This window comes from Alkalicoccus saliphilus (assembly GCF_003044065.1).
In the GTDB taxonomy this organism is placed as follows: Bacteria; Bacillota; Bacilli; order Bacillales; family Salisediminibacteriaceae; genus Alkalicoccus; species Alkalicoccus saliphilus.
The window spans coordinates 67988-74444 of sequence record NZ_PZJJ01000016.1; the positions used below are offsets into that span (position 1 = coordinate 67988).

The 6457-nt window shown below is 46.3% G+C and carries 7 protein-coding genes and 1 riboswitch; of the genes, 5 read left to right on the forward strand and 2 right to left on the reverse strand.

From position 1 onward, the window contains the following. Positions 1–25 precede the first annotated feature (25 nt). Complete coding sequence (locus C6Y45_RS10620; protein ID WP_107585193.1) at positions 26–775, forward strand: alpha/beta fold hydrolase; 750 nt, start codon at positions 26–28, stop codon at positions 773–775. On the opposite strand, the gene C6Y45_RS10625 is transcribed toward C6Y45_RS10620, so the two are convergent. Then, positions 772–1986, reverse strand: a complete 1215-nt coding sequence (locus C6Y45_RS10625; protein ID WP_245922639.1) for an MFS transporter — start codon at positions 1984–1986, stop codon at positions 772–774. The genes C6Y45_RS10620 and C6Y45_RS10625 overlap by 4 nt on opposite strands. 138 nt (positions 1987–2124) lie before the next feature. On the opposite strand from C6Y45_RS10625, the gene C6Y45_RS10630 reads away from it, so the two are divergent. Both C6Y45_RS10630 and C6Y45_RS10635 read left to right on the forward strand, forming a co-directional pair. After that, the gene (locus tag C6Y45_RS10630; protein ID WP_107585194.1) at positions 2125–2595 is read left to right on the forward strand and encodes a metal-dependent hydrolase; all 471 of its coding nucleotides are present in this window, start codon (positions 2125–2127) and stop codon (positions 2593–2595) included. A 117-nt stretch (positions 2596–2712) separates the two neighbouring features. Continuing rightward, a complete protein-coding gene (locus C6Y45_RS10635) occupies positions 2713–3216 on the forward strand; it encodes a GNAT family N-acetyltransferase (RefSeq protein ID WP_107585195.1) in 504 nt (167 codons plus the stop codon). Between the two features lie 175 nt (positions 3217–3391). On the opposite strand, the gene mgtE is transcribed toward C6Y45_RS10635, so the two are convergent. Then, the gene (gene mgtE / locus C6Y45_RS10640; RefSeq protein ID WP_107585196.1) at positions 3392–4759 is read right to left on the reverse strand and encodes a magnesium transporter; all 1368 of its coding nucleotides are present in this window, start codon (positions 4757–4759) and stop codon (positions 3392–3394) included. A 200-nt stretch (positions 4760–4959) separates the two neighbouring features. Next, a riboswitch (M-box (ykoK) riboswitch) is annotated at positions 4960–5125 on the reverse strand. Between the two features lie 126 nt (positions 5126–5251). On the opposite strand from mgtE, the gene C6Y45_RS10645 reads away from it, so the two are divergent. Together C6Y45_RS10645 and crcB are read left to right on the forward strand one after the other, a co-directional pair. Continuing rightward, positions 5252–5644 (forward strand): fluoride efflux transporter FluC, encoded by a 393-nt coding sequence (locus C6Y45_RS10645; protein WP_107585197.1) that lies wholly within the window; start codon positions 5252–5254, stop codon positions 5642–5644. Continuing rightward, entirely contained in the window at positions 5641–6021 is a 381-nt protein-coding gene (gene crcB, locus C6Y45_RS10650; RefSeq protein WP_107585198.1) for a fluoride efflux transporter CrcB, read from the forward strand. The genes C6Y45_RS10645 and crcB overlap by 4 nt, the downstream gene beginning before the upstream one ends. The last annotated feature ends 436 nt before the right edge of the window (positions 6022–6457 follow it).

Consider the following 6457-nt stretch of genomic DNA (forward strand, 5'->3'; position numbering starts at 1 on the left):
CCTTAACGAAGGGAGACTGCCTGTAATGAAAAATCAAAAAGAAGAAAAAATCGGTTTCGCATTCATTCATGGAGCAGGTTTTACAGGGGAAATCTGGAGCAGTGCTGCAGCAGATCTGGAGCATCCTTATTTATTCGTAGAATACCCGCTCCGGGAAAAGGAAGCCAGTTCAAGAAAGGATCTTCATCTGGCTGATTATGTTTCTTACATGGCAGATCAGCTGAAGGAATGGAAAGTAGACTCATTTATCCTTGTCGCTCATTCTCTCGGCGGTGTCCCGGCTCTGAGAATAGCAGCTGAATTCCCCGGAAGGATTGCAGGCTTCGCTGCTGTAGGGGCAGCCATCCCTAAAAACGGCGGTTCGTTTTTGTCCGTTCTTCCTTTTCATAAGAGGATCGTGATGTCTGCCGTTTTGAAAAAATGGGGGACAAAACCACCGGATTCCGCTATTCGCAGTGGCTTATGCAATGATTTACCTGAAAATAAAACAGAGGAAATTGTAAAAGGTTTTATCCCTGAAGCGGTGCACGTATATACAGAAAAAAGCCACGCCTCCATTCCGGAAGTCCCCCGGTTGTATATTAATCTGACTAAAGACAGAGAGTTTAATTCATCCATGCAGAAAAAAATGATCGCACACTTTTCGCCCGATTCTGTTCAGCAGCTCGAAACAGGCCACCTTCCTATGCTGAGCGATCCGGAAGGTCTGAGGCGGATTCTCCTGTCCTTTTTAAAAAACATAAACACGGCCGGGGTGAAAATGAAGCGGAGTTAGTCCATTTTACGAAAGTCAGGACTTTTCCATACGAGAAGCACTCCGAGCAGAAGACCTGTTACAGCCGTCACGGACAAGATGGTCTGAATAGGAAGCTGAGCTGCAACAAGGAGAGAAATCAACCCAAAAGCCACCGGCTCAAATCCACTTGCGGCGAGGGTAATAATACTCATCACTCTTCCCAGCTTCGCTTTGTCTGTTTTTTCCTGAACCATTGTCACGGTCGGAAGATAAACGAACATAGCTGCAAACCCGCTGAAAGCTGTCAGCAGTACGAGAAATGGCATTGTTTCGACCTGACTGAATACGAAAAAGAGAATAAAGCTCGCCAGCAGTGCATAAAGAACGAGCCTCCCTCTTCTGTTACGGACATTCCATGCGATCAGAGCCACACTTGCAAGGAAAGTTCCTGCCGCGAGGCCTCCTTCTAAAAGACTTAATTCAAACGGTGTTCCACCAAGCGCACTGACGAGAATCGGGAAGCTCACGATGAGCGGGCCGATCATAAACAAATTAATAATAACAATTGTAAACGTCCCTGAGCGGTGAAGGGAGGAATTCCATACGTATGCCAGCCCTTCTTTTAAATCTGTAACTGCGGTGCTCCCTTCCGGCCTTTTATCCGGTTCTGGATCTTTAATAAAAGGAGGAAAAACGAGAACAGCAGAAACTAAAATAAACAGTCCCGCTGCTGAAAAAGTAAGCGTGAAATCACCGATCGTCAGAAGAAAGCCTGCTATGAGCGGCCCGATAATAAACATAAGTTCCGTGGAGCCCTGAAAAAGCGAATTCGCTCTTTGAAGTTCTTCATCCCGGACAATGATCGGTATCATGGAAGAAACAGCCGGAAAGAAAAAAGCGTCCAAAAAACCGAATACAAGGGCAATTACTATGAGCGAACTGATCTGCAGCCAGTCGTTCACGAATAAAACAATCATGGCCGCCATAACAAGGACCTGGAGAAAGTTCGTTGTAAACATAATAAAGGACTTTCGGATTTTATCAGCGAGTACGCCTCCGTAAATCATCATGGCTACCCGGGGAATGGATACGGCCATTAACACGATCCCGAGGACCGCCGGCTGTTCCAGTACGTCCACGATAAACCATAAAACAGATAAAAAGAACATAGAAAATCCGAGCATGACTGTCAGTCCGGACATCCATACGAGCAGAAATGCTCTGTTTTGAAATAAATGCGGTTTTTCCACGTTATGTTTCCTCCTTTCATTTTCATCTCTTTTTAAAGCTTCGTCTTAATATAAGAATGTCCTCAGCTCTTTTTCTGCTTTTCTCTCTTCCTTTCCTATGGTAAACTAAAGCCCGACAACGAGAAAGGATGTTCGCATGTGAGATATTATAGTCATCTTGCCACTGCTGCTGCAGGGGCTGTTTTACTTTCCGAAAGCCCCCTCCCTGTTTTTTCAGGGGAATTGGGTGCTGCAGCCGGTGCCGGCATTTTAATCGGCGCCGTTCTTCCTGACATAGACGAAACCCGCTCCTGGCTTGGCAGACGGGCGAAACCACTGTCTTTTATCATTAAATTTTTATTCGGGCATCGGGGGATTACTCATTCCGGCCTCGCTCTTTTTCTGGCGGTCTACGGCTTTCTGCAGCTCGATCAGCCTTTCTTCGCAGGTATCTGCTTCGGAATAGCCGCCCACATAACGGCGGACCTTTTTTCCTACGGCGGGGTGCCCCTCTTTTATCCGTTCCGGAAAAAGCGTACGAGTCTCCCGCTTTACAAAACAGGCTCCATTATCGAAACGATATTGTTCCTCGGGGCTCTGGCCTACCTTCTGATTATATTTATTTCCTGACAGTATGAAAAGCGCAGAGACTTTTTCAAAGCGGCTGAGCTTTCATAGTTTATTTATATAAGTAATAGGGAATGTTTAAGAGAGTATGTTATTTGCAGTCCGAAAGGGGACTTTTTTATGGAATTGGTCATTCACTCACCACGACTCAGACTTGAAGCACTGTCAATCGACCTTTTCCCAAGCCTGCTCCGTGCCAACTATTTCCCTGCTCATTTAAACGCCCATCTTCAAAGCCTTCAAAAAGATCCTTCTTTATACGGCTGGGGTCCCTGGATTATTTTTTCAAATACGACCGGGGAAGTAATTGGTGATATTGGGTTCAAAGGAAAGCCTCAGATGGATAAAGGCATAGAGATCGGTTATGGCATATGTAAAAACCAGCGCCGGCAAGGATACGCTTCCGAAGCACTTTCCGCTGTGCTCTCCTATGCTTTTGATCAGTGCAGACTTGCAAGGGTAACAGCAGAATGCCGGCATGATAACACAGGATCAATCCGGGTGCTCGAAAATGCAGGCATGTTAAGAGCTAGAGAACAGCTGCAGATGGTTCACTGGCAGCTTACACTGGAACAGTTTATGTTAAACCGTCCTCCGGAACTAAGGGAAAAGATTCAGCACTAATCCTTTTTTATTATTTATTAAAGCTTCACCAGTATTCTCTGCTTTTTCCCGAAAAAAAAGTTTATGAGTTTCCGCAGGTGTTTTGAAAGTAAGGTTGGCGTTTAACAGTAACTGTATTCAAAAAAAGTCCCGGCCATATTCGGCCGGGACTTTTCCATTTATAAATAGATGTTTTTTACTGCGGGAGATATTGAAGCATTGCTGTAGCGATAGAAAAATAAATCATCAGTCCAATGACGTCATTCAGCGTCGTAATAAAAGGTCCGGAAGCTACGGCCGGGTCAATTTTCAGCTTATTAATAATAATAGGAATAACAGCTCCTACAATCGTAGCAACGCTTAACGTTAAAAAGAGGGACAGACCGACTATACCTGCCAGCATAAAACTGCCGTAGAAAAACGGAATGAGAATTAAAAGCGTGACTGCGCAAAATAAACCGAGCAGTATCCCCGTCCCGAATTCCCTCCTTACCATGCTGAGTACGGCTCCCCTATCCAGAGACCCGACAGCAAGCCGGCGGACCATTACCGCCAGTGCCTGAGTTCCAGTATTACCTGCAGAGTCCATAATAAGCGGAATAAATACAGAAAGCAGCACGACTGCTTCGAGTGTTTCTTCAAACTGGCCGATGACGTTTGCCGTAATCAAACCGAGAAACATAAGTATTATAATCCACGGGGCTCTTTTTTTCGCTGCTTCAAAAGAAGAAATTTTAGCGTCCAGGGAACCTCTTGTCCCGGAAATTTCCCCGAAATCTTCCTCAGTTTCTTCTTCTACTACATCCAGAATATCATCTACCGTAATAATTCCTACGAGTGTATTTTGTTTTGTCACAACAGGCACGGCAAGGAAATCGTACTTTTTGATCAGCCTTGCAATGTCTTCCTGATCATCCTCTGTATCAACAGAGACGACCCGGGTACTCATCGGTTCCACCACTTCGTTTTCCGGATCAGCAATAATCAAATCTCTGAGGGATACAACCCCTGCCAGTTTATGGTCGTCGTCGATGACATAAAGATAATAAATTGTTTCTGCCTCAGGAGCTTCCTTACGCAGCCTGACGAGCACATCCTTCACTTTTTCGCTTTCCCGAAGAATAATGAATTCCTTTGTCATGAGTGCCCCGGCTGTACCTTCTTCGTAGGACATCAGCTCACGGACTTCTTCTGCTTCCTCCCGGTGCATCGATCCGAGAATTTCTTTCGCTTTTTCTTCTTTCATTTCCGCCAGAAAATCCGCTGCATCATCTGCATACATAGCATCAAACATGCTTGCAGCGTAACGCTCGTCAACTTCCTGGATAAACCGTTCCTGTTCTTCCGTTTCAAGCTGCTCAAAAATTTCCCCGATTTCTTTCGGACTGAGCACCTGATGGATAAAATGACGCTGAAGCTCCGTCAGTTCCCGGTATATTTCCGATCGGTCGGTCGGATGCAGATCCATCATTGTTTCATGAACTTCCAGTGAAGCTTCATCGTCGATTTTGGAAATGATAAATTTTTTGTATTCGTCTCTCGTATACTGGTTGAGTTTCACCATCAATTCATGTCCCCTTTATCAGGCAGGTTTTTACCCACAGGGCAGCCCTGCCGTCTGTTCGTATTGTTTTTATACATAAGTCCGGCCTCGGAACGGGATCCATCTGCCCCACCACCTTTCAAAATCGGGATGTCTTCATAAAGGGTCAATAAAAAGCACCCTCTGCAAAGAGAGGGTGCTTATGCACACTTCTGTCAAAAGACTCCCCTCCATTCGTAGAGCTTTAGCACTGTGCGGCATAGGACGAAGCCAGCTGCATTAAAAACCACCTTATGTCGATAGTTTCTGTTGACCCATTGGCGTCTTTAGACGTTTTTGGGCAGCAGCGTATCTCCTGCACAGGAGCCTCACCTAACGAGGTATTATCGTTAATTCTTATGCAAACTTTAGCATGGGGAAAGAAAATATGTCAATTACGTTCTCCACGCCCCCCGTGTTAAAATGAAAAAATGTAATAAAAGCCTTTATTGACCGTAGAAAGGAGCGGAAAGGATGTCACTGAAAATTATTGCAGCCGTTACTGCAGGAGGAGCTCTCGGGACTCTTCTGCGCTACATAATTAATCTCGCCGCCCTTCCTTCGGGCTATCCTTACGGAACAATTATTGAGAATACAGGCGGCAGCTTTATACTCGGCGGCGTGACTGCCTGGTTTTTGACTAAAAAAGCGCCCGAATGGGTGAAGGTCGGTATTGGAACCGGCTTCTGCGGCGGGCTGACAACGATGTCCACCCTTGCTTCTGATACAGTCATGCTCGCTGCCCGGGATGCCTCGGCACCCGTGATTTACCTTGGGATGTCTATTTTTGGAGGCCTCGCTGCCGCCCTTATAGGCTTCTATTCCGTTTCGTTTCTGCTTAGGGAGAAAGGAGGGCCTTCCCTATGACTGTTATCTGGCTGATGTTTGCCGGGGCAGCAGGCGCAGTATGCCGATACATGCTCGGAATGTTTTTCGCCCGGAAATTCTCAAAGCAGGCCATTCCGATCCCGATGCTTCTTGTTAATGTGACCGGCTCTTTCGGACTCGGTGTTTTTCTAAGCCTGTATATGCAGACAATTCCACTGGATGCCTACGACAACACATGGTTCGTTACAGCCGGAACCGGCTTTTTCGGTGCATTTACTACCTTTTCCACTTTTGCCGTAGAAGCGGTCAACCTGCTGCGCTCCGGAAAACGGATGCCCTTTCTCTGGTACACAGCCCTCAGTATCGTCGGTGCGCTCATGGCTTTTATATTCGGCTTTCTTATATTTTCTCCGTAAGTTTTCAAAGCACCCGATGCTCCGGGACGTCAGCACATTCCTTAAAAGCTTCGTGCTGTTTTTGAAAGTATCTGCACGATTGAAATTTCACACGCCCATTACTCATAAAACTCCGAAGAAGCTGCCCTGCCTTCGCCTAGGCTTTCCGGGCGGTCCGGGCTCAGCGCAGTCAGACCACGGTACAGGTCAAACAGCTGAAGACCAGCTCCAAGGCAGGCTCGGTAAAAGAAGGAGCTTATACAGCGACTGGAAAGCCTATTCTGCACTGATAATTTAATCAACATGTCTTGATTCTCAGGACAGCTTCTCCAGAGTGTTGATTAAGTCTTGGTTTCAGAATAATTATTCTTCTGAATGTATAGCTTTCTCCTGCACTCCCCGGCGGAAGCTTGCCGTGGGGCTCGTCATCAGCTATTTTCCAGCCCTTCGGCCATGG